We start from the raw sequence: 20,694 nt of genomic DNA, 5'->3' as shown, positions 1-20,694 counted from the left end.
TGGCTATTAGGGAGTAATATTATGTCCACTTCAACTTTGAAAGATATTGAGGCTTTGGAAAATTACTTGCTAACGGGCAAGCAACCAGAGGGGGAAGATTTCTCCAACCTTAAAGCGCTTACTGAAAAGTTCAGCGGCAATACTTTTGAAGCAATAATGGCTGCGTGCAAGTGTTACTCCCAGCAAACAGCGATTTCTTTTTTTCTCTCAGGCAAAGATCATAGAAAACCAGTAAAGATCAGCTATCAAACACTGGCTGAACGTATTATTCAAACTGCTAATTTATTGAATAGTGTTGGCATTCAAGAACATGATACGGTTGCGTTTGTGTTGCCAAATTTACCAGAAACACACTATATACTGTGGGGTACAGAGGCGGCCGCTAAAGTATTGGCCATTAATCCGCTACTGGAGGCCAGGCAGATAGAAGAGCTGATTCGGCATAGCCAAGCAAAGGCTATCGTTACCTTGAGCCCTTTCCCTGGTACCGATATCTGTGAAAAAATTGAAAGTATTTTGCCAAATTTGCCTGAGGTTAAAAATATCTTCCATGTGGACCCAGCTTATCATGCAGGAGGTTTTAAAGGTATTGCGGCTAGTGCGATACAGTATCAATACCGCAGACGGCTGCCCCCCCTGCAAGGTAAAAAGCGGATAGCCTACCAGTCGGCACTTAAGCAGCAACCGTCTAGCCGCTTGAATTTCAAATGCAGTATCCACAGTGATGATACCGCCTCTCTATTTTGTACCGGGGGCACAACAGGCCTACCAAAAATTGCTACCCATACACACGGGAATGAACTGGCCAATGCAAAAAGTATAGGTCTGGTAGCTGGCGACATTATGGGGCCAGGAAAAGTTATCTTGTGTGGCCTGCCACTTTTTCATGTGAATGCGGCAATTGTGACGGGGCTAGCAGCCTTTATTAATGGTTGCGAAGTGGTATTAATGACCCCTCAAGGTTACCGAGGTGAGGATGTTTTCAGTAATTTTTGGAAAATTATTGAGTTCTACCGCGTGAACAGCTTCAGCGCTGTGCCCACAGTGTATTCCACTTTGCTGCAGCAGCCAGTAAATCAGTGCGATATCTCCTCCCTACAAATGGCTTTGTGCGGCGCGGCGCCTATGCCGGTTGAGGTTTTTAATGCTTTTGAGCGTATAACCGGTGTGCAAATCGTAGAGGGATATGGTTTAACGGAAGGTACTTGCGCTAGTAGTCTCACGCCACCACATGGCGTGAAGAAGGTGGGTTCTATCGGGCTGCGTTTACCGCTGCAAGAGATGAGAAGTGCCCAGCTGGATGAGCAAGGCAACTTCATTCGGTATAGCCAGGCCAATGAAATCGGTAATCTGCTGATTCATGGGAATAATGTATTTAATGGTTACCTTAACCCTGAGCATAACCAGGGGATATGGGTAGAAGATGCTCAAGGACGGCGCTGGTTTAACACCGGGGATTTGGGCAGGCAGGATGAAGATGGCTATTTTTGGCTCACAGGCCGAAAAAAAGAGTTGATAGTACGTGGAGGGCATAATATTGAGCCCAAATTGATAGAAGAGGTGCTTTGCCAGCATCCTTCCGTTGCCATGGCCGCAGCGGTAGGTACACCAGATGCCCACGCGGGAGAGGTTCCTGTCGCCTACGTCAAGTTATCAGAGGAAGCGATTAGTACCCTGATAATCAAAGGGCATGAGATTGTAATGGACGATTTGGCCAAAGCCCTGCTTGAAGCAATTACTACCTATGCCAAAGGAAATATTACTGAGCGAGCGGCCATTCCCAGAAGAATTGTGCTCCGTGCCGAACTCCCTACTACAGCGGTTGGCAAGATTTTCAAGCCCGCTTTGGAAATGGAAGAGATTCGTTTGTGTGTTCAGGGGATTATTGATCAGTTGGTGAGGGGAACAGAAATGGCCACTGCCAGCAACCAGGTAAAGGTGGAGCAGGATAAGGTACTTGGCACTATTGCCAGGGTTACCACAGGAGGGAACCCTAGCTTGGAGGGCGCCCTTGCGGAACAGCTTGCGCCCTACACCTTTAAATATGAAATTGTTTAATCTTTCTCTGAGGGTGCTCTCTTTGAGAGCATCGAGATCAAGTCTACTCAATCTTTGGGAGCCTGATCGGTTTGTCCAGGGGCTTTTCCAGCCCTAATAATCTACCATATAAGGAGGTACATATAAGCCAAGCCATAATCAGCGCAAAGCCTATGATTTCTATGGTCTGTAACTTTTCGTCCAGGATAATACCTACTACTGGAATCAATAGAGCAAAAGGGGTAACCGCTGCAGCGGGATGTGATCTAAGGAGCCTGCCCCAAATTGCGAAAGCAATTAGGGTGGAGATGTAGCTGACAAAGGCAAGGGATAGCCAGGTTTTCTGATTGGCACTAATGATTAGAGTTAACGGGTCTTGGCTCTCCAGGAAATAGGAGAGAACAAAAAGTGGTATGGGAGGTACTAGGCATACCCAGATTATAAAGTGCAGCAGATTGACGCCCTGGATACGTTTCATATCTAGTAGGAGTTGCCTGGGAAACTGCTCCTGCATGGTAAAGTGAAATTGGAAATAGTCAATCAAATAGTATTGATCTTGTGGAGCCGGGAGAGTTGGATTTGTCGAAGTGCCTTGTCTAAAAACTTAGCAATACAACCTAGGATTATCTTTATCTGCCCAATCAGTCTAACAGTGAGACATTTCAAGGGGCAATGGCGTTGATAGCCGAGGTGGTCAACAAAAGGACAGGTAATATCATCATCGAGCTAATCGTATTCTGTACAGTTTTTCTGAGTAACTAGGTGATCTTTAGGGCATAAAAACTGCAGGTGAACTATCGAAAGTTAAGGGTAGGAGAAAATATTTAGTAATCAGCGAAAACATAGATGCTCAAATATTCGAACTTGTCATGAGCTTCTATTGAGAAGATGTTCCATCAGGCTGGCTGAGCCGCTCGATAACTCTTTGTATGTCCTGTTGATTTTCTTCAATCAAGCGATCGGCATAAATTTTTAAATGGTGTAGCGAATCGTAGTCAAAGATATCGACGAATGGATCAGCAATTTCGATATTGAGATAATCGTATTCCAGACGGTCGCTATCGGAGAAATGTTGGGCGAGATCAAGAGCGTATAATTGTTGAAGGTCCATATATCTCTGAATATTAGAAAAAGCATCTCGTATCCAGCGAATACGCCCCCAATTTTTTAGCTCGCTATAATCTACCTCGCTACTGGCCAATGGTGGTGAACCTGCCCCCAATATTAGAACGTAGTAGTTTTTATTTGGGAACTCTTTAAGGATATCAAGTAACACCAGACTGGTGGGGTTATTCATGGCTAGACCTGCATCGGCAAAGTAACGGTGCACTCTGGTTTGCTCTGGTGTTTTGAAGACTACCGGGGGAAAGGCGGTCTCGGCACTGACCGCTGCCGTGATAAGTTGGTATAAGCTGTCGGTAGGTAATTGTTTGATTGCATCCCCACGATTTTTGAAAAGGTGTATTTCACCACTGTGAATGTCCAGTGCTGGAATAAGAACAAAGTTATTTAAGTCTGTAAAAGAAAGCGACTTTGTATAGTGGTTTTCCAGTACACGGTGGAGTCGTTCCCCCATGAAGGAGGGGGAAAAAAGCCCCCAGCCTGTCAATAGATCATGATACCAGGGTGAGGAAAACAAATAGTCACTTTCTTCTTTATAGAGTTGTATCAAGTACTCTGTGGCAGAATCATGCCCGGTGTAGTTTTTGGGAATAAATTTTTCAGGGATGTTGATGCCGCTGGCTACAATAGCACCGCTGGATACACCACTATAAACATCAAAAACTTCGCTAATAGGTTTGTTTAGTTTGTTCTCGATATAGTTGAGTACATATAAGGGGATGAGCCCCCGGACACCGCCGCCATCTACAATCAAGATTTTGATGGTGTCTTTTTCTTTGAGGTAATCCAGGCTTTCAGATCGTTCGGGCTCGGAGGGGGAGCTTTTGAAGGTGGCAGACTGAGTAAAGTGCTTGTTGTAGACGTAAGCGGCAACAATATAAAGTACAAGGATACAGAGCAGGGCTAAAATCGCACGCTTAAGCATAAGACTGCAGGCCACTCTTACTTAAAGAGTTAGTGAATGCTGCCGGGCCGAAGCCGAGATTACCTTAGGCTAATGAGAAGTGTATGGTCGTATACCTGCAATCGCTACTTGTGAATCTATCTACTGAAGAAATAAAAAAAGGGCTTGTATCCGGAGATGCAAGCCCTTTTGAAATGGCGCGCTCGGGAGGATTCGAACCTCCGACCGCCTGGTTCGTAGCCAGGTACTCTATCCAGCTGAGCTACGAGCGCGTCGTTGAGGGTGCGCACAATATAGACTTCTCCATGGAGCGTCAAGTACTTTTATGAAAAATAGTACTTGAGGTTAAATATTGACCATCATGTAAAGGAGAGTAGTGGTCAGCTCCTACTCCGGTTGACCAAGAAGCGGGGTGGTTTAGCTATGGCATTAGTTGGCATCCATACATTAGTAGCCTTGAGCTGTTTGAGGGGTCGTTAGCCGCTTAGTGGCGTGTCCGTTGTTGTTGGATAGGATCACGCTGGTAGTTTTATTCTTGCCATGCGTATTTAGTATTTAATCTCGGAGAGAAGCTTGGGGTTCTGGATCAGATTCCTTACACCGTGAGCATGATCTTCATTAAAGATATTGTCCTTGCACCAGTTGCCCACAGAAGTAATGTTGACCTTGGCAACGTTGGGGCGGACACTCCAAGTGACTTGATAAGGGGAGCCTTGTTCATTGTAATCTGGACCGGTGGTGGAACCTGAATACTGAATTGGCTTTCCAGTATTGCTGGGAATGCCCAAGGCTTGTTGAAAACCACTTTTTTCATCGTGGGCGGTTAATGTTGAAAAATCTAAAGCCGTGGAATCATTCACCAAGACATAAACTTGCGTTTCTACACGCAATTGTGGATTCTTAATCTCTTTATTAAAGCAGGAACCCAAGGTTGGGCCGGGTTTGATTTTGGCGGATGAGTGGACGTAATGGACTTCAATGGTATCTCCCGGATAAAGACTCCCATGATCGCTTGGGCACACTTCTTGATTAGGTGGGGCTAACTCGGCCGCGGTAAGAGTACCGGAATATTTAAAGCCTGACAGAAAGCCACGTCCATCACCATTGCCCGCATACTTGGTAAAATCTCCACCTTTGTGCTCAGCATTTTTATGAAAATGGATATTGCACAAATTCATAACTGTATGCGCTGGTGCGGCAGCGAAGAAAATCGTATGGTTTCCGGAAGTTGATTCAATATCTCGTGGAGATTGTGGGCCAAAGCTTCTCCCTGTGGTGTTCTTCTCTAAATTCGCTCGTTGATTTGCAATGGCTTCATCTGATACTGCGCCACCACTGTCTAGTGCATTAGTGTTGAAGGCTACAGTTGTTGTTGCAGCTAAAACAAAAAGAGATTTTATTTTCACGGTGATAACCTTCTGCGATTTATTGTAGTTAAGAGGTTGATTGTATTTATATGAATGTGTTGCGCTGATAATTGATTTAGATGCCTGTAGTAGTAACTTTAGATTCCATGTGGCAAGGCATCTGTCACTCTATCTGGCTTATATACACGGCTGCTAAATTGCTATCCCCATCACCAATTATAAAGTCACTTTTACCGTCTTTGTTTAAATCTAAAAGTGCGACCCCCCATGGGTTGGGAGTGTTCAAATTCTTAAATTTGATTGACTTGATGGTCGGGCCTCCAATCAAAATAAGAACTTCACCTGACCAACTACTGACTAAAGCATCGTCAATATCATCGCCATTGAGATCTCCCGTTGCAATCTGTTTGGCGCCATTAGATGCCTGGATTTCGATTTGTTTCTTTTTTAGAAAACTACCGCTACCATCTCCTGGGATTATAGTAATGATATTGCGATTGTTCGCTACAAGTAAATCCATGTTTCCGTCTCCGTTCATGTCTGCTGCCTCAACGCTAAATGGCATTTCGGATTGCGCAAGACTACTTAAGCTGAAAGAACCCTTGCCCGATTTACTGTTTATTAATATGCCTATGTCATTCTGATTTGGAGTTACCAAATCGGAGTGTCCGTCTTTATTTAAGTCTTTGATGGCAAACCCCCGGTAGGGGTCTCCTCCCACTTTGATAGTCTTTCCTGGCAGTTTAAAATCACCATTCCCGTGTCCTTTGAGAACAAGTAAACCTTCGTGATTACGGTTGTCTACAATCAGATCAACTTTTTTATCACCATCAAGGTCATTTAATCGGACGGCATGTGGGTGAGGTGTTACGTGCACGTTTAATGGTGAATTCGGTGCGGGGTTAAAACCTCCTTTGCCATTTCCTAATAGCATGGTGACGTATGAGGTTTCGTGGTTGGCTATAACAACATCAACGTTCCCATCGCCATTGATGTCAGAGGTCGATAGACCTGAAGGGCTGTCACCGGCGGGGAAATCTCCCGCTAGTGTCAAAGTCCCATTGCCATTGGAAAGATAGGTTACTATGTTGTTGTCCGAATTGTTTGCAATAATTACATCTTGATTTCCGTCTGAATTAAGGTCAGTTACTGCAATTGCAGGTTGGCCGGCACCAACTTTAATTATGGAGGCAGAGTAAGATATATTTTCTACTTTAATTGTGTCTGCGGAGCATAAAGCGCTAGACATAAAGCAGAGTGTTAGAAGAATATATTTATCTAAGTTCATTTTCTTATGATTCTCCAAGGTTTATGTGATTGCATAACAAGTTTTAAGAGGATGCTCTGGTCTTGAGTTGACTAAGTTTAATTATCTCCGGCTTAGAACTTTATCTGGCTCTAGGCAATTAATCGAGATTGATTTGTTAACCTCTGGTTGATTTGGCAGCATCTGAATTTTGTGTGGGGCTAAGTGGATGTTGTCACAACTTAATAACTTATCAATATTATGTGCAGTGCAAAATACCCGTGATCGACCTTAAGCGTTATTCTGCCTTTTCAGGGGAAATTCTTTTTTTGATGTCAGAGCTCTAAGGTGGACGGTTCTTCAAGCTGTTCTTGATTGTGCTTGTGCAGTTAAAATAAAGCCTTGAGTTTTTTCCTGTATTGTGGCTGCTTAAAAGAGTCAGGCTGCTCTTTGTTGGCGCTTGAAAATATCTTTTGGTCCCTAGTAGTCACTATTAACCATTTGTTGTCAAAATCTATTTAAATGCAGGATTAGTGTGCCAGGATAGCTGCTGGTAAAAACCCTATACACGTTGCGCTGCTCTATTGTAAGAGAGCGATTGAAAATTATATTGTATTCATATCTCATTTAGGCTCACAATTTTATGCCTGGGTTGTTATAACAAATACTGCCCTTGGCAATAGTAATGTGGGGCCCGTTGGTTCCAGGCTAGTTATTTTCAACATGGGTAAGCTGGGAATCTTACTGGAGCTGATGCCACCAGTCGCCCTGAAAGAACGACATTAGATTGAAGTACTCAATGGGCAGAACGAAAACACTAATTATCTACTGAGGTACTTCTTCTTGAAAAAATTACAAGCTGGCAAGATGCATAAAAAATCGAGGGCGTTTATGTGTTTTGCTGGTAGGGAATCATCCCCTACCTATAGATTGGCATGGCCTGGGTTGCTAAAGCGGGCGGAAGCGGAAAGTTCAAGGCCCGAGAGCCATGCTATGGTAATATCCTCTATATATGTGTAACCGGCATTAACCCGTTTTCCGTGTAAGTCACTCAGGCCTATTTAATAAATCAAACACCAGCCGGGAAAACTGCTTGATCTTTTCTGGATCGGATAAAAGCTGCATTATCTGATTCTTGCTTGCACGCCTTAAAGCTATTTTCCATATTGGCGATGAGTACCGCATTACCCCCTCGCTTGCTGCGCTCAAACATTTCTTTGGCCTGTTTATTGGCGGCTAGGGCAGATTTGCAGTGGGCCTGCCAGCGCTCAACCGCCGGCTTACAGATATTGTCAATCGCCGCGTTGCTCTTACTCTTGATAAAAAAGGCTGCGTAGAACTGCTCTACTTCTGGCCTGGTAAAGATGCCCACAGCTGTCGAGAAAATCAAAAATCAGGTCCGGGTCGGTGACGTTGGCCAGCTAGTATTTCAATTGCTCGGAGTAGGGCGCTTGGGTGGCCGCGCTGTCTACGATCAAAGCTAGTTTTTTAGCGGTTATCGGTGAATGACCAGAGCGCAGACATCAACCCAGCCACGCTCACCATCCTAGGCATAGCCACTATCGCAGTCGGCTAGCTAAACAGCATCACCAGCCCAGGCCCGGAGGCACAAATCTGCGTGTTAGCAGGAATCAAACATCTTTAGCGGCATACCCAATAACGGCAAACCCTTCGCACAAGAGGACACCCTAGCGCCCGCCGTCAAGCCCGGGACACTATCGACGCACAACTGCAGCTAGAAGAGCTGGCCATACAAAACGATCCGCCGGGCATTGCCAGTAATAGCGAGCGCTACCTAGTGGCTTCAGGCAGCGGCGCCTGGGCCGGCAAAGTCGGCCAGCTTGCCCGCTATGTGGAAATGTCAGGCTACAGACAATTTTGCCTGGCAAAAGTGGCCCCGAATAAAGCGGACAATCCGCTGTATATGAAAGGCAACAGCGGCTGGCATATCGCTTACCGCTAGGGCGGCTCTGCCGAAGATCATTGGGAGTGCAAGCAGCGATTTGGTTGGGGTGCTGGGGCAGATGTTATCCGCGTTAAATAATATTTACTGGGGTAACCAGGTTAGTTGATCGCTCTGCTTTTAACTGTTGGCTTAGTTGGTACGTATATAAGGTGAAAATTTTGGGGCATGGGGAAAGAATGAAATAAAATACTTCGGATAGTTTTGGCCTAGCTGTTTTAGGGTTGTAGCTCTGTAAAGGTATTTTTTCACAATTTGGAGACGTCCAAGAGTGCGATTAATGCCGATTATCAAGCTGCAGGCCTTATTAGGGTTGGGCATTAAAAAACTGTCCGAAGTTTTATTTGTTTCATAGTATATGTAATAGGTTGTAATTTTGAAAAAACTGGCTACAGAATCCGCTCTGCACAGGGCTGTGTTGAAAAATTCTATCGGTGGTATCACCTTTATCTGTGCATCGGCACTGGTTCATGCGGATACAATCAGTACAAAAATAGATCTAGGTGAGCCATTTCCCTTTAGGATGGAAGATGGAATTAAACATGAGGTGAATTTAGATATTGGCTATCAATTCGATACCATTAAGAAAGTTTGTATCAATACGAAAGTTAAAAATGGAACTGCGGACGGAGTATCTTATGAAACAAAAAGTGAACCTGCAGGACCTTTCACTTTTCCTTATTTTGAATCGCAAGCGTTGATGTTGTTTAGGAGCATAGAGCTTTCAACACCGGAAAACCCTAATCCTGTACCACAGCTGCAAGAAAGCATCAATATCTGTGGGGAAGAAAACAGTCTCTTAGCAAAAAATTTTCTCGATGGAGAAGGTAAATTTACATTCACTGTGTCTGGTGGTTATATAGATTTCTGGGACTTTGAGCTGGTTGTAGAGGGGGATGTCTCTGATACTCAGTTAGCGATTGTGCTTGACGAACCTGTCGAATTTTCAGTTCCTTCCTATGGAGGAAGAGTCAATTATGATGCAAGTATTCGCAATTTAGATTCTTCACAATCATTGGTTACTCTTGAGCAATGGAGCGTGCTCACTCTTCCCAATGGGGATAATTACCCCATTCATAAATCACGTGATGTCGTGTTGAATTATTCTGAGGCAAAGGACTACACTCGAAATTATCTAACGATACCAGGGTGGTTTGAGGCTGGAGATTACGAGCTAACTTGGTATGTCGCTGACCCAAGCACCGGGATTCGGGTGAAAGACAGTCTGCATTTCACAAAAAGTGCTGACTAAGCTTTCATGTTCTAATCATATATGGCTCAGCTATCAAAATAAGCTGACTGCCTTTCGATGTTAAAGCACGGTTATATATTTCCCTTACTTGCCGTAACAGCTACTTTAAACGGCTTCTACTAAACCGAGCTCGAGGCTTATGATCACAAGCAGTGGCTTCCCCAGTGGTCCGATGCCGATGGTGGCTGTCAGAATACTCGCCAAGAGCTGCTGATTCATCTCTACTTGACTCCGGTGAACCTCAGAAATGAAAAGGCCTGTACCGATATGCCGCGCTTATGAAGCGGCCAGTTTTCCAAAAGGCTTCGGATCTGGATGTTGAGCATATAGTCCTGCTCGCTTGAGTCCATAAGTATGGCGGTGCCAATTGGGCCTGCGAGCAGCGCCGCGTCTTCGGCAAAGACCCGGCCACCTGTGGCTGGTGGAAGAGGGTCATAACCAGAGCAAGGGCGATAATGGCCCCGATGAACGGTCCCCTTACCAGAACCATCTACAAGCGGCAGTTTGGGATAGTGGCTAGTAAGTATGGGCTGATGTGGCGCAAAGAAATTAGGCCCGATAAGTAGGGCCTATTTTTTAATTACATGCTCATACCTGAGTTTGAAAAACGTTGCTCTTGCAGAAGGCTTTCAAGTTTTGTAAGCGCAGCAGCTTTGCTTCTGTGAGTGAAGGTGACGCCTACGGGTGTTCTGATTTCATAAGTAGTGGTCACAATGCCTGCGCCATCGACTTTCGTGATTTCATTAAGAATGAAGTCGCTTTCTTGAAGTACATTGGTTTCGGTGTGTACTTCAATTTTCTTTTTTTTTAGAGGTTTCAACATTTATATATTGACTACTTACTAGCCCTTTAATTCAACAAATTATCTATTAAGATAAGTTTCCCTCGGTGTAATGCAGTTAATCGAGAAAATGAATTGGGAGATATACAATCATTGATCAACAACTGTTCGGTTTCGTGCATGTATTGAGGAGGCAGACAATGCCAAGCAATAATTTGATCTGGATCGAATGTAAGCCCGATTTAATAGTTCGCAAACTCTGTGTTGAGAGGGCGTGAATAACCTAGAGAGCATTTCACTGGTACTCATTGCCGGGATGACCTACTGCGAGATCATCCTGTTCCTTTTGCTGGTACTCTTGCAGTGCCTAAAGTTCTCGCCTTGAGGGGGGGGGCACCAAGCATTCCCAAGTGTGTCAATGCGCCCAGGAGGACAGACTGGCGCCGCTTCGGCCCGCCGTCCAAGGTGGTGAGGTTGGAAATTGATAGCAATATGCGGATGCGCTCTATTGAAATCCTAATGAAGTCCAGCAGGCGCCGCATACTGGAGTTTTGGCAAAACCGAAAATCGGGCTTTTAACTCTACATGGTGTTTAGTTAGTTGCGCTAGTCGACAGAGTGGAAAAGTGGTTATGTCCATCTTTAAAGATGCTTTTTGTGAGGGCGTTCAACTGCTTTTGTAGCAGCTTAAAATTTTCTTGGTCCTGAGCAAAAATTCCAGCCGACTGCGAGGCAAGCTCAGTTGATTTCCTCAGATCTTCAATCAGCGTTTGTACTTCTGGCTCGAAGTGCGGCGCCAGTTTCCCCAGCCTTTTATCAGCTTTATTGAGGTGCGAGATGACGGCTTTTTTGGATTTTGTAGCTTTGCAGTCTGGACTATTGTCTTTTCCTATTTTTTCGAATTCAGTAAGAAGAAGGTTTAGTTTCGACTCCAGGCCACTTATCAAAAGCACGGCATTTTCGTATGCCTTCATCTTTTCATCATAAAGGGCTTTTTTCTCAGGAATCCTGTCTTCTAAGCTTTTTAGTGGCTTTGTTACACGCCAGACTATAAAAGCGCTAATTAGGAAAAAGGTTATCGTGACAACGGCAGTGCGAATGATCTTTGTTCCAAGTTCGAGCTCGTCCATGGTTTCTCCTGAGTCATTATTAAAAATAGTCATACGATGCAGCAGCTTCTGAGTGGTTACTCCTCAGTCTTCACCGCAAATAAATCTGGCTGCTATTTCCGTACTATCGAAAACTCGAGCCTGGTAATCAGTCGCCCTGTTGGTTGTTATGGGGCGCACCGTTATTGGGTATAAATTGATTCGCCTCATTTGTACCCCTTAACCTGCGAGAATGTAAACCAGAAATCTGTACACCTTGAAGCGGTCGCTGAAGGCTCCGGGCTTGGGGCCTGTAGGATAGCTGCTATGCCAGCAGTGTGCAGATATTCCGGCCGGACCTGCATGCCCACCGGGTGGTGATTTTCTCCAGCAATTATCCACTGTATGGCGGTACCTTCCAGCGGGTGAAGACCACCCTGCGCGAGTTCGGCCCGAATGTGGAAGTCTACAGCATTGATGAGGTGTTTATGGACCTGCACGGGATGTAAGTGGATTGGCAGGGCTAAGGCCGCAAGATCCGCAATACCCTGTGGCGCAATATCCGCATGCCTGTGGGAAAGGGTATCGCCCCAGTAAGCTGGCCAAGCTTGCTAACCGCGTGGCCAAGGCTTTGGTAAAGATTACAAACCCTTTTGAACCGTGCGGGATGTCCCTAGCAGAGTCAGGGTGCATCGTCGGACTGCGCTAACTCATTTAGTTAGTCAATAATCTCCCTCATCGTTACTGTCATGCAGTGATTGTAAGAGATCTAAAAACTTCTATTCAAGTACAGGAAATTGAGCTAACGAATAAAACCAAAAAAGATGGTACAGAAGAATCTGATAGTCCTTCAACTTTGTTTTTTCGGGCCGGAGATACAAAATCAACTTATTTGAATATCCTGGATGAATTGATGACATCGTATAAGGATGAAGGTCTAACTGCGATGAGCTGGAAGCGAAGTTATATTACTGAAAACACTTCTGTACGAGAGTACTTGGGCCATCCAGACAATAAAATAAAGAGTGAACAAGGTGCGCTGGAGTCATGGATAGAAAGAGCAGCTCAGAAAGTAATCGGTATGTAACAGAGTATCAGCTCCTAATTTTATTAAAATCATGACTATTTAGTATATCTATTGCTTTGTAATTTAAATGACATCTAGCTCATAGATTAAAGTCTACTTGGGCAGTTTGAAGGTTATAGATATCTCTTTAGAGTTAATTGGGGGAGGCTGCTTACTACCCTGTTAATTTAAGTACGCAGTTTTATAAAAATTCTTAATTCCACCTTTTCATAAATTTTTGCTAGGCAACAGCCAGATATTATTGAGGCTGTATTTGGCTTTAGGTGTCCGGTTTGAAGTGGATGAATTTATAACCTGCTACGACCTCAGAAAATAATTATTAGTTGGTACTTATGTAAAGGTTGTTGTGTTTTTAATGATCAGATTTTGGTGATTAGATTTTAAAAATTAATTTCTCCCCTTTAGCATGCGAATGAAAATTTAGAATGTTGTTGATTGTCCTTTTATTCTTATGATAAAAGGTGCGCCTAATTTACAGGGATGTACTGTTTTATTTTTACTTTTAGTGACTCTAACAGTTCTTCCTTGGTGTGAAGCTTTTTCCTGGATGTAGTCTGGCTATGATGAAAAGGATTTCTTTCTTTAGTTGTTTGCTTTTAATACTTTTTACTGAATTTGCTAATGCTGGGGTTTGGGCAAGCACCACGAATTCAAATGGAAAGCATACGATTCGTTGGAGTATAAATTCATCTGCAGAGTACTATGCAATAACCGTCCGTAAGGACTCTAAAAGCATTGCCTCTTATCATTCTTTTAGTAGTACATCTAGAGAATTTACTCACTTAGAAAATGGTATCTATGAATATTCTGTTTCCGCAGTGCCTAATGAAGTATGGAATCCTAGAATCGGGGAGTGGGTTGCGGGAAAACTCATACCATTGGGTAGCGTTACAGTAACAGTAAAATTACAAGCACCCCCTAAGCTAGGCAATCTAACAGCCCCCACAAATAGTTCGAATGGTTCTTTTACCTTATCCTGGCCAGTGCCTTCAGCTGTTGTCTCTCGCTATGAGGTCTATAGGCAGATTAACAACGGGGCTTGGTCTCCCCTCAACGGTATTGGGGCAAGTTCCACCAAGATTTCAGGTTTATCTACAGGAGCATGGGATTTCAAAGTCCGAGCCTGTAATAGTACCGGCTGTGGGGCTTTTTCTAACGAACGCCGGGTCAATGTTGCCCGTACACCGAATACGCCGGCTAGCATTGTCCTTAAGGATATAACAAGTGGCACTGTCGACCGTGAGGGGCGCATAAGCGTCGATTGGTCAGCACCTGGTTCGGGTTATGCTGTTACGGGCTATCAGATACAACAATGTAAAGATTCCTGCTCAGGTTGGACACAAGTTTACTCTAGTGCAAGCACAGCCACTGGGCCGACGCCTGTTCCGGCGTCTGGAAGTACTCCGCTAACTAATGGAACTTATAAGTACCGTGTTAGGGCCTATGCAAAGGGCGGTTCCTATGTCACTTACAGTGGCTGGAGAAATTCCTCTTCAGTGACTGTGAGTCGACAGCCTGATACTGTGCGGAACTTTACGCAACCTGACCACGGGACCCAGAGTAGTAGTTTTAAGGTAGTATGGTCTGAAGTTACCGGCTCATTCGATGCGGTAACACGTTATGAGCTTCAGTGCAGTATCAATGGAGGGAGTTACACCTACGCTAAGTGCGGTAGTTCCAACTTGGGTACAGCAACCTCTATGGAGGTTACACTCAACTCCAGTGATCCCAGTGGCGAATATCGTTTTATGGCTCGGGCCTGTAATGACCATGGTTGTAGTGGTTGGACTCCCAGTGATAGCCGTAAAGTTGTGATGGTCAATGTGCCGTTGCCCGCACCAGACGCACCGAAATTTACTTCTTTCCCTAGTGACAGTGAGTTTGGTGATTACGATCTCAGTTGGAGTGAACCAAGCCTTACATGGACCTCTTTTGAGTTACAGCGTGAGCGCCGCAATGACCCAGACACAAGCTGTGGAAATAGTTGCTGGAAAGTGGTCTCAGGTAATCTAGAAGAAGGGACTTATTCAGCTCGCGGAGACATAGAGGATAAATATCGCTACAGAGTCCGCGCCTGTAATGGTCCTGAGTGCTCTGGATGGACAACAAGTGATTGGATTGATGTACACAATCTGGAGGGTATCGAGCCGGCGGTCAGTCTTGCAATTGCAGATACACCAGGAACTGCAAATTATAGTGCAAACGTTAATTATGAAGGGGACGCGGTTATATCGATTCCTGTCGAAGTAGCGCCGGGGGTTAATAACTTGGTCCCTAGCTTGGGCCTTCAGTATTCAGGTGCTCGATACCGGGAAAGAAATAATGAGATGTTGCCAGAAGATATTCTGGGCTATGGATGGAGGTTGAGTGGTCTGCAGGAGATCCGCCGCTGTGTGAAGAATCGTCCCAACACAGACCGCATTAAGTTGGATGATACGGATTCGCTGTGTTTGAACGGTCAGCCATTGGTCCTTGTTTCCGGTGAATATTGGGCCTCTGGTTCGAAGTACCGAAAGCTTAGAGATGACTTTAGCCTTATTGAACTAAAAGAGACAGGTGGTCAGCCTTGGTTCCTGGTACATAAACCTAATGGTGAAGTTCATGAGTTTGGTAACACAAATAACAGTCGAATCCGCGCTGGGAAGAACCCGAGCTTTGCTTGGAGCATCAACAAGGTTACTGATGCCTTTGGGAATAGCATAACGTATCAATACCATCTTGATACCGTTGAAGGTATTAATTATCCACTAGAAATCACCTACGGTAATGGAAACGATGCACGTATAGAGTTTGCCTATGGCACCCGCAGCGATGCCCCCCCGCAACCACTGGCCTCGGGAGAAATTGAGCAAGAGCAGTTGGTTCTACTCCACCATATTAATGTTTACCTAGACAATAAATTATTAAGAGAGTACCGCTTAATTACTGAGCCAGAACCTGCTAGCAAGTATTCCCAGCATTACCGCCGTCTGCAGCAAGTTCAACTCTGCGGTTATGATAAGCATGGTACTGGCTATCAATGCCTTAACCCCCTCATATTCAATTGGGAAGAGGTTAATAGCTCTAGTGACCTGGATCTCGATACCGGTATCTGGCAAATTATCGATGGTTTAGGCAAAGCTACTAGGTTCTATCACACTACGGTACGTGAGGTAACTGGCCAAGCCTCTGTCTCTGGTAACGCTACTTTCTTGGAAAGGCCCTTTGGGGATGGTGTTCTTCCCGAAAATGCGAAAAATCTTGAGGCCGATAATGGTGACTATCGGACAGTAGTCGGAGAAGTGCACAGATCCAATGGGCTGGCAAATGGTTTGGCAGATGATTTGGAAAATGGTTGGCATAAAACCAAGTATTACTATCAAGGTGTTGGCGTTGTCAGTACCAAGGGATGGGGATTCCTGGGCTTCTACGCACAAAAAATCCATGATTTAGCGTCGGATATCGTTACTTACCGCCAATTCCGTCAAGATTTCCCGCATTTTGGTAAGGTGGCGAGAAAGCTGCAGTTCCAGGGAAGTTATGGTTCTCATGCGCAGAAATTGGCGGATGAGCGTCATCGTTATAGCGTGATGGAGCTATCCACTGGCTTAGATAAGAGTTACTACCCCTTCTTAGAGAAAAGTGTTGAAACCCTGATCGAAAAGAGCCAGGTTCTTGGTTATCGTTCTCTACAAAACAGCTTTGGAAAGAGAAGCTTTGGTACACTCGGAGAGCTGCTTGAGAATCAAACTTCAGTAGAGAAAACAGCGAAATCCCTATCTGGGGCCGCTGATCAAGATGGCTTGGGCGGTATTACTCCCCCTTCCTTTGGACAAACCGATAAACTCCCGACCTTACCAACTAAACCGGTTACCTGGGGCGAAATTTCTGACTTTTCCTTGAGTGGCGTTGAAAGAAGTCGCGAGATTTTCACTAGTTTTGAAAACCGAGTTGGAAATGGTCAATGGTTAGTGGGCTTTGCATCCGGCCTGGAGCTTAGGGAGTATGATGGTGGCCCCAGTGGTACTCCTGATCGTACTCAAACCGTGGTCTCTCTTCCTTATTTATCAACGAACAAGGTCGCAACTAGGGTCAGCTTTCCCGATGATGCAGATCTAAAATTAAGCACTGATTTTGATTATGACACCTCGGGTAATTTGGTCAGTGAAAGTACTAGCGGAGCCCATGTAAAAACAAGAACAACGTCTGCAACTGATTTTGTAGATAACCGCTACCCTGGGACATTAACCAATGCTCTCGACCAGAAGGTCTCACTAACTTACGATCACCGCTTTGGCTTGGTATCTGAGATCACTGATAGCAATATCCGTACTACTAGTGTGCAATATGATGCCTTTGGGCGCGAAATCGAGAAGACCAATACCGATGGAGTGGTGTTTAATACGACATATTCCGAATGCTTTGCTGGCACTTGTCCAGTAGCTGGTAATATTCTTGCAGCTTATAAAATAATCAAAGATTCTTCAATTTCTCCCAAAGTTGAACTCTACTATGACTTGCTGGGGAGAATAGTGCAGCAGGATCAAAAGGCATTTGATGGAACACGTATCGCCCGGCGTGAATTTAATTATGATTTGCAAGGCCGCTTATATCTAGAAACTGATCCCTTCTATCTAGGGGAAAATAAACCACTGACCATCTATCATTTCGATATAAAGGACCGTATTGAGAAAATCACAAGCTCAGATGGTAGTGAAGTCCGCACTAAGTACTATCCAGATACGGCTCAAAAACTAATCAGGGTCGAAGCAGAAGAAGATATCTTGGATAGTAATGGCAGCTTGGTTGAAACTCAGACTAGGCATCACTATTACAATATTTCTGGTAGCCAGGTGAAAGTAGTTGAAGCTGTGGGAACTAATAAACAAGTGACTACAGAATATGACTACTATGGCAGTGGTTTATTGAAATCAGTGCTTGTTAACAATGACTTATCAACTAAAGCCAGTTTCTTTTATGACAATGCTGGTAACAGTACAAAAACCATTGATCCTGCTTTCGGTACTGTGGTCACTCACTACAATGGACTCGGTCAAATAAGAGAACAGATAAATAACAAGGGGGATAGCTTAAGTTATCTCTATGACAAGCTTGGACGTATGCGTGAGCAGGTCGATGCTCTAGGCGTAGCCAGTTGGACTTATGATGCAGCAAATGCAATAGGTAGCATTGCAAATCGAAGTTATAGTCAGAATGGATTAACTCTATTTTCTGAAGACTATATCTATAATTCTGCGGGTCAATTGCAGGATTTAAAAACCTCGTTACAAGTTGGCGATTTGCAGCGCAACTATCAGCATACTTATGGTTATGATAATTTAGGTCGCCTAGATAAACTCGTTTATCCTTCTGGTGCTGAGGCTCGCTATCATTACAATAACCAAGGTTTCTTGTCAGAAATTACTGATGGGATAAGTATCCTGAAAACCTTTAAAGATCGGGATGCTTCAGGGAAAATACTAGAGTTTACCTTTGGTAATTCACTAACAACGAAAAAAAATTACGATCCGAATACCGGCCGTATTACTTCCATTAACACTGCTGCTGGCTCTATCCAGAATAATATTTACAAGTGGCGTTCTAACGGTACACTGGAAAGTCGCTTATCGATGAGCGGAGCCAATAAAAAGGAAGAGCGCTTTTCCTATGATGCACTCAATAGATTGGAAGGCAGCGAGACATTACTGAATGGCAGCCATCTTCGTAGCCTAAGTACACTCTATGGCTCCCTGGGCAATATTCTTAGCAAATCAGCAACGGGAAATGTGAGTAATCAGGTGACTGGTTACCAATATGAGCAGGTTAACAATGCCGGTCCCAATGCTGTAACCCAAGTTAATATCAATGGTGTGGTCAATAACTTAGGCTATGACCAGAATGGCTCTCTAACTCGCTATGATGCTGCTGTGGGTGACGATCGGTGGATTACCTGGAACGCGCGTCAATTGGCTGAAGAGATTACTCTGGGCAGCGCAAAAGATACTGCAACTCCCACAGCAAGAGATCGCTTCCAATACGGCCCCAATGGACAGCGCTACTACCGAGAATCCAGCTGGTGGGACGAATCCAAGCAGAAACTGATGACCGAAAAAGCCTTTATTGTGGGTGACTATGAAGATCTGCTTCCGGCCAATGATCCCGACTATCAGCAGATCGAGAAGGTGCAAATTGGTGGAGATATCCTACAGGTCTCAGCTACCGATCATCTTGGCATCAAGGTTCAGGTCTTCGAATTTTTACACCGTGACCATCTGGGTTCTATTGAGAAGGTAACCGATGAATCTGGGGCTGTTATCCTGGATACGGCCTTTGATCCTTTCGGTGCCCGCAAGAAGAGTGATTGGAGCGGAGAGTTAAGCAAGGCTGATATTGAAGAACTAATAGCAGCGCAGGGGCTAAGCACCAAGAGGGGTTTTACCGGACATGAACACCTGGATAGAACCGGCCTTGTTCATATGAATGGCCGGATCTATGATCCCACCCTGGGCAGGTTCTTAAGCCCTGATCCCATTGTGCAATTTCCATCGACCTCTCAGAATTGGAACAGGTATACCTATGTACTTAACAATCCGCTGAGTTTTGTTGACCCTTCTGGTTTTGCTATTGATGAGGTAACTGTTACAGGTCGTAAGCCTCGCGGAGGCGATATGGGTCTACAGGGAGCGCTTAGTGGGCTTGTATTGACTGGCGCTGGTGCTTCTGCACGCGAGAGTGAGGGAGGATCTTCTAGCTTTTTTTATTCTTCGGTACCTTCGAGCATGGGAGTTCTTAAGTCTGATGATGATAGTGATGACTCGGACTCAAAAGATGAGGAAGATCCTGAAGAGGTAGTAAAAACAGCCAGCTGTGAAGACTATAAAAGAGCTGGTATGTCTTGTGATGGACAAAAGGGGACTTACTGGGATGCGTTCAGTGATAAATGGAATGAGCGTGTAGGCCAAATCACTGGTGCAGCAGATAGAGCTGTTGATTATTGGGTTGAACGTGACAATCCAATAATGGGCACTATGGCGATGATGATGACGGATAAGTACATCGGTTATACAGTGTCTGCATTGACATTACAGGCTGGAGGATTACATGCCATCAGAAATATGAGGCTAGCCTACCAAGCCGGACTTACTCGGGTAGCTGGGTTTGTTAGCAAACCTTATAGCAGAGAGGTTATAGCACGGGGAATAGTTCGTGGGCGAAACCAAATTAAATACCTGACAAGGCCCCCCGGCATTCGGAATTTACTAGGAAGGTACCATAGGCCATTTTCTAGAGATCTGATCTCTCAAAAAGGTGTAGAAGGTGTTATCAGTAGGGGGACGGTTACGAATAACGGTTCTAATAGATGGCTAGTAGGTTGGTAGGCTTTTAAAATGGTTCAACTAGTAAATTTTTTAAATAGATCAGAGAGTTTTCTCTTCGAGAAGAACTTATCCAAGTTGACGCCAAACTCAGTTGAATATTTTAAGTCAGATCAAAGCTCCTTTGGATATGGCGTTTTCTATTTAAGTTTGAAGCGGTGGAGATTTGCATGCTTATATTTAGAAAATGAGAGTTTATTTTTCAGTGCTGATGATTTCTCAATAGAATTAACCCCTGATATACAGTTTGGTTGGAGTAGACCGCTTCCAGGATTTCTTCACAAGTTTTGCGTTTCCTCAAATGATAAGGTTTTAACCAATCAATCTTATGTTAACCCAGTTTTGCAGCGGCCCTTTCTGCTTTTGGATAACAGTTTTGATGGGTTAGATAGGGAGTTTGTAGACTTCTTTTATTGGCTTTCAATTGATCTAAATAGCAAGGAATGGAGAGAAGAAACCATACGGCGGTGGGAAAATGGTATTTGAACTCAAT

General features: G+C 44.5%; 15 protein-coding genes and 1 tRNA gene. 8 read left to right on the top strand and 8 right to left on the bottom strand.

The annotated features are described in order from the left end of the window. Positions 1–21: 21 nt before the first annotated feature. Complete coding sequence (locus ACJJIJ_RS10695; protein ID WP_444937385.1) at positions 22–2,058, top strand: acyl-CoA synthetase; 2,037 nt, start codon at positions 22–24, stop codon at positions 2,056–2,058. 43 nt (positions 2,059–2,101) lie between these two features. On the opposite strand, the gene ACJJIJ_RS10690 is transcribed toward ACJJIJ_RS10695, so the two are convergent. From ACJJIJ_RS10690 to ACJJIJ_RS10665, 6 genes are all read right to left on the bottom strand, one after another. Next, positions 2,102–2,515, bottom strand: coding sequence for an EamA family transporter (locus ACJJIJ_RS10690; RefSeq protein ID WP_444939580.1), 414 nt, complete (start codon positions 2,513–2,515; stop codon positions 2,102–2,104). Positions 2,516–2,914: 399 nt separating this feature from the next. Next, positions 2,915–4,084, bottom strand: coding sequence for a patatin-like phospholipase family protein (locus ACJJIJ_RS10685; protein ID WP_444937384.1), 1,170 nt, complete (start codon positions 4,082–4,084; stop codon positions 2,915–2,917). Positions 4,085–4,258: 174 nt separating this feature from the next. Further along, positions 4,259–4,335 (bottom strand) — tRNA-Arg (locus ACJJIJ_RS10680). A 276-nt stretch (positions 4,336–4,611) separates the two neighbouring features. After that, positions 4,612–5,469, bottom strand: a complete 858-nt coding sequence (locus ACJJIJ_RS10675) for a delta-class carbonic anhydrase (RefSeq protein WP_444937383.1) — start codon at positions 5,467–5,469, stop codon at positions 4,612–4,614. A gap of 124 nt (positions 5,470–5,593) precedes the next feature. After that, on the bottom strand, positions 5,594–6,718 hold the full coding sequence (locus ACJJIJ_RS10670; protein ID WP_444937382.1) for an FG-GAP repeat domain-containing protein: 1,125 nt from the start codon (positions 6,716–6,718) through the stop codon (positions 5,594–5,596). Positions 6,719–7,745: 1,027 nt separating this feature from the next. Next, a complete protein-coding gene (locus ACJJIJ_RS10665; protein ID WP_252082245.1) occupies positions 7,746–8,066 on the bottom strand; it encodes a hypothetical protein in 321 nt (106 codons plus the stop codon). 408 nt (positions 8,067–8,474) lie between these two features. Here ACJJIJ_RS10665 and ACJJIJ_RS10660 point away from each other — a divergent pair, with 408 nt between their 5' ends. From ACJJIJ_RS10660 to ACJJIJ_RS10650, 3 genes are all read left to right on the top strand, one after another. Next, positions 8,475–8,639, top strand: coding sequence for a hypothetical protein (locus ACJJIJ_RS10660; protein WP_252082244.1), 165 nt, complete (start codon positions 8,475–8,477; stop codon positions 8,637–8,639). A 376-nt stretch (positions 8,640–9,015) separates the two neighbouring features. Beyond that, the gene (locus tag ACJJIJ_RS10655) at positions 9,016–9,891 is read left to right on the top strand and encodes an RbmA family biofilm matrix protein (RefSeq protein ID WP_444937381.1); all 876 of its coding nucleotides are present in this window, start codon (positions 9,016–9,018) and stop codon (positions 9,889–9,891) included. Positions 9,892–10,258: 367 nt separating this feature from the next. Continuing rightward, on the top strand, positions 10,259–10,411 hold the full coding sequence (locus tag ACJJIJ_RS10650; RefSeq protein ID WP_252082242.1) for a hypothetical protein: 153 nt from the start codon (positions 10,259–10,261) through the stop codon (positions 10,409–10,411). 60 nt (positions 10,412–10,471) lie between these two features. Here the strand turns inward: ACJJIJ_RS10650 and ACJJIJ_RS10645 are convergent, their stop codons facing one another. Continuing rightward, the gene (locus tag ACJJIJ_RS10645; protein WP_252082241.1) at positions 10,472–10,714 is read right to left on the bottom strand and encodes a hypothetical protein; all 243 of its coding nucleotides are present in this window, start codon (positions 10,712–10,714) and stop codon (positions 10,472–10,474) included. Between the two features lie 550 nt (positions 10,715–11,264). Then, on the bottom strand, positions 11,265–11,801 hold the full coding sequence (locus ACJJIJ_RS10640; RefSeq protein ID WP_252082240.1) for a hypothetical protein: 537 nt from the start codon (positions 11,799–11,801) through the stop codon (positions 11,265–11,267). Between the two features lie 296 nt (positions 11,802–12,097). On the opposite strand from ACJJIJ_RS10640, the gene ACJJIJ_RS10635 reads away from it, so the two are divergent. The 4 genes from ACJJIJ_RS10635 (at position 12,098) to ACJJIJ_RS10620 (ending at position 20,687) form a co-directional block, all read left to right on the top strand. Beyond that, the gene (locus ACJJIJ_RS10635; RefSeq protein ID WP_252082238.1) at positions 12,098–12,268 is read left to right on the top strand and encodes a Y-family DNA polymerase; all 171 of its coding nucleotides are present in this window, start codon (positions 12,098–12,100) and stop codon (positions 12,266–12,268) included. Positions 12,269–12,513: 245 nt separating this feature from the next. Then, positions 12,514–12,846, top strand: a complete 333-nt coding sequence (locus ACJJIJ_RS10630) for a hypothetical protein (RefSeq protein WP_444937380.1) — start codon at positions 12,514–12,516, stop codon at positions 12,844–12,846. A gap of 560 nt (positions 12,847–13,406) precedes the next feature. After that, on the top strand, positions 13,407–20,204 hold the full coding sequence (locus ACJJIJ_RS10625; protein ID WP_444939546.1) for an RHS repeat-associated core domain-containing protein: 6,798 nt from the start codon (positions 13,407–13,409) through the stop codon (positions 20,202–20,204). A 9-nt stretch (positions 20,205–20,213) separates the two neighbouring features. Further along, positions 20,214–20,687 (top strand): hypothetical protein, encoded by a 474-nt coding sequence (locus ACJJIJ_RS10620; RefSeq protein WP_444939545.1) that lies wholly within the window; start codon positions 20,214–20,216, stop codon positions 20,685–20,687. The last annotated feature ends 7 nt before the right edge of the window (positions 20,688–20,694 follow it).

This window comes from Microbulbifer mixtoriginis (SeqCode) (assembly GCF_052467945.1).
The sequence above is the reverse complement of the archived record's forward strand: the minus strand, read 5'-3'. Positions and strand labels throughout refer to the sequence as shown.